Origin of the sequence: Streptomyces durocortorensis (genome assembly GCF_016901035.1) — a bacterium.
In the GTDB taxonomy this organism is placed as follows: domain Bacteria; phylum Actinomycetota; class Actinomycetes; order Streptomycetales; family Streptomycetaceae; genus Streptomyces; species Streptomyces durocortorensis.
On record NZ_JAFEUF010000423.1, the window covers coordinates 1 to 3,031 of the forward strand.

Consider the following 3,031-nt stretch of genomic DNA (forward strand, 5'->3'; position numbering starts at 1 on the left):
CCTTCCGGGGCTGTGGGGTGGGAGCCGGTCTGGCCGGTCGTGCGGGCGGTTTCCGCGGGGTCGAGCGACAGGTGGCGGGTGGCCGGGGAGGAACCGTGGGCCTCGGCCCGGATGCGCTGCTTCATCGTGGGCGGAAGGGCCCGGTCACGCGGAAGGGTCCATCGGACCGAGGGAGCGATCGGGGTTGCCGCGGTGGCACCCGTGTGCTCGTGGGTCGTGGTGCCCGGCTGCGTGGCGGCGTTCGTGGCGTTCGCTGCGGGCGCCGTGGCGGTGACGAGGCCCAGCGACGCCAGGAGGGCGAAGAAGGCGGTGATGAAGGCGGTCCAGAGGTTCTTGGGCTGGAAGGTGCTCATGGCCCCTCGCTTTCGGACGGTCCGGTTGCTGACTTCTCCGATCATGTGGATCCGGGCCGCGTTTTCGGGGAGCGACGCCCGCTCTGCGCCGATCTTCGGATTAACACCACTCGTATGGTGCAACCGGGCTGGACAGGCCCTCGCGGGCGGCGGAGAGGGGGTGCCGGGAGGTCGTTCCGGGCGCTCCGGAGGGGCTGCCGCAGGGGTCCGGGCAGGTCACCGATCGGTATCGGCCGGTGTGTATAGTCGGCGACAGAAGGCCCTTACGCCAAGGAAAGACGAGGTCGCGCGGTGAAGAAGCTTCTCCTGGTCGCACTGGCCGCCATCGGCGGGCTCCTCGTGTACCGCCAGATCCAGGCGGATCGCGCCGAGCAGGATCTGTGGACGGAGGCGACCGACTCCGTGCCCGCAGGTTCGGGTGTGTGAGACGGCACAGTCTGTTACGGGCCCCGGTCGCTGAGCGGCGGGGGCTTCGTGCTGTCCGGGCTGCGTGGTGCCCGGGCGATGGTGTTGCCCGCGTCTTTGTGTTGCCCGGGTCTCTGTGGTGCGTGACGGTGACGGCGCATCCCTTGAATTCACTTGCGCAAATTAATAGCTTGCTTACGTGAATGGCCGTCAGTGGGGGTGTCGGCCGGGGAACCCGGACAAGCAGGGCATTCCGCCTGTGGCCGGAGACAGCGGCGGTGCGGGCGGGGCAGGATGGACCGGCATCGCGGCCGGGCGGGCGACGGGCACCGGCGCGTGAGGACGACGAGGGGAAGCGCGTGAAGAGGCAGCGGCAGCGCAACAGGGGGCGGGTGGTGGCCGCGGCACTCGCGGCGATGTGCGCGGCGGCGGTCCTGCCGGGGCAGGCGTACGCGGCCGGCCCCGGGGCGTACGCGTTCGACCCCGACGCGAAGAACGTGCAGGGGGCGACGGCGAACGTCGAGGCGTCCGAGCTCGACGAGGGCGTCCCGTACCGCAGCACCATCAGCCCGGGCGAGAAGCTCTACTACCGGGTCACGCTGGACGACGTCTCCGCCGCCTACGTCTCGGCGGTCGCGGTGCCCGGCGACAGCGGCGCGGTCGCCTACGGCGACGGCATCAACGTCAGCCTCCGGGAGACCGACGACAGCCAGTGCGGCTCGGGGCGGGCGAACTTCGGCTCGGGCGAGTACGCCCGCCCCATTACCGCGTACGCCTTCCGGACCGTGGAGGAGGGCGGTACCACCTGCCAGGAGAGCGGCCAGTACGACGTCCTCGTCGAGCGCGAGACCAAGGATCCCGCCGACTCCGACGCCTGGGGCCTGGAGTTGCGCTTCCTGAAGGAGCCGCGGCTGAAGAGCGGGTCGTCCATGCCGACCGAGGCGCCCGAGAACTGGCCGTCGGCCTCGCCGCAACCCTTGACCGGTAAGCAGCAGAAGCGGTCCGGCGGGGCCGGTTACGCCGAGGCGACCAGCCTGGAGAACGGCCGCTGGCAGGACACCGTGGCCCCCGGGCAGACCCGCTTCTACCGGGTGCCGGTGGACTGGGGCCAGCAGATCCACGCCACTGCCGGGCTCTCCAACAGCACCGGCGCCGATACGGAGTTCGTGGGCAACGCGCTCACCCTGTCGCTGGACAACCCCGCCCAGGGACATGTCTCCGACGCCTCGCTCTCGTACTCCGGAAGCCCCGCGTCCGCGTCGCTGCGGCCGCTGCCGCCGGTGGCCTACCGCAACCGGTTCGGCTCCTCGACCCAGGTCAGCTCCATGCGCTTCGCGGGCTGGTACTACCTGTCGGTCTCCCTCAGTCCGAAGCTGGAGAAGTCCTACGGCGCCGAGCCGATCCCGTTCGAGCTGTCGGTCCAGGTGAAGAACCGGGCCGAGGAGTCCCCGTACGAGGGGGAGGCCGGGGTCTTCGGCGTCACCGACCAGGACCGGGAAGTGGCCCGGAAGGGCCAGAACGCCGAGCAGGCGGCAAAGAGCGGCCCGATGAAGGCCGTTGCCGCGGCCGGTATCGGTACGGGGTCCGTGCTGGTGCTGGGCCTGGGCGTCTGGACGCTGCTGGCCCGCCGCCGGGCGACGGCCGGCGCCCCGGTCGCCGGTCACCCGGGCGCCGGTCCCCCGGCCGGTGGGGGCCACCAGCCGCCGCAGGGCTGGTAGTCGGGCCGCCCGGCCTACCGTTGCCGCCCGTCCTACGGCCGCCGTGCGGCCGGGGTCCGGAACCGGCCGTCGGGCCCGGGTCAGGAGCCGTCAGGGCCGGGCCCGGCCCGTCAGACCTGGGTCAGAGCCCAGATCCCGACCGCGAAGCAGATCAGCGCCGCCACCAGCACCCCGGCCGCCACCTTCGGGGGCGGTCCCGGACGCGTTCGCCGTGCGGGTGCGTGGGGCGCGGCGTGCTGCACCGGTGGCGCCGGAACCGGCGGGTGCTGCTGCTGGGCGGTGTAGGCGCGGGTGGCCGCGGAGTCGTGCGGCAGGCCGGAGGTCGGCGCCTGGGAGGGGTGCGGTGCGCCGACGGCGTACGGGGGCGGTGCGTCCGTCGTGAACGGGGCGGCGGGCGGCGGCTGCTGGAGCCCTGCCTGCTGGAACCCCGTCTGCGCGTACGGCTGTTGCTGCGCGGGCGCGGGCGCAGGCGCAGGCGCGGGTGGCGGTGCGAGGTGGAAGCTGCCCGTCTCCGACATCGAGACCGGGGGCGGTGCGGAGGGCTGCGCGCCGGAC

The 3,031-nt window shown here is 72.9% G+C and carries 3 protein-coding genes and 1 pseudogene; 2 read left to right on the plus strand and 2 right to left on the minus strand.

The genetic code is table 11. The features are described 5' to 3' along the window. A partial coding sequence (locus tag JS521_RS34885) for a DUF6344 domain-containing protein (RefSeq protein ID WP_205086873.1) occupies positions 1-353 on the minus strand: 353 nt, incomplete at its 3' end. Positions 354-644: 291 nt separating this feature from the next. Between JS521_RS34885 and JS521_RS37105 the strand changes: the two genes are divergently transcribed. Together JS521_RS37105 and JS521_RS34895 are read left to right on the plus strand one after the other, a co-directional pair. Further along, positions 645-779 (plus strand): DLW-39 family protein, encoded by a 135-nt coding sequence (locus JS521_RS37105; protein ID WP_003958712.1) that lies wholly within the window; start codon positions 645-647, stop codon positions 777-779. Positions 780-1,174: 395 nt separating this feature from the next. Continuing rightward, entirely contained in the window at positions 1,175-2,476 is a 1,302-nt protein-coding gene (locus JS521_RS34895; RefSeq protein WP_205086874.1) for a hypothetical protein, read from the plus strand. Positions 2,477-2,586: 110 nt separating this feature from the next. On the opposite strand, the pseudogene JS521_RS34900 reads toward JS521_RS34895, so the two are convergent. Next, positions 2,587-3,031, minus strand: a pseudogene (locus tag JS521_RS34900) (serine/threonine protein kinase); the annotation flags it as partial.

Excerpts from the sequence above, each read along its gene's own strand:
- JS521_RS34895 (WP_205086874.1), top strand. The coding sequence starts at position 1,175 with ATGTGCGCGGCGGCGGTCCTGCCGGGGCAGGCGTACGCGGCCGGCCCC.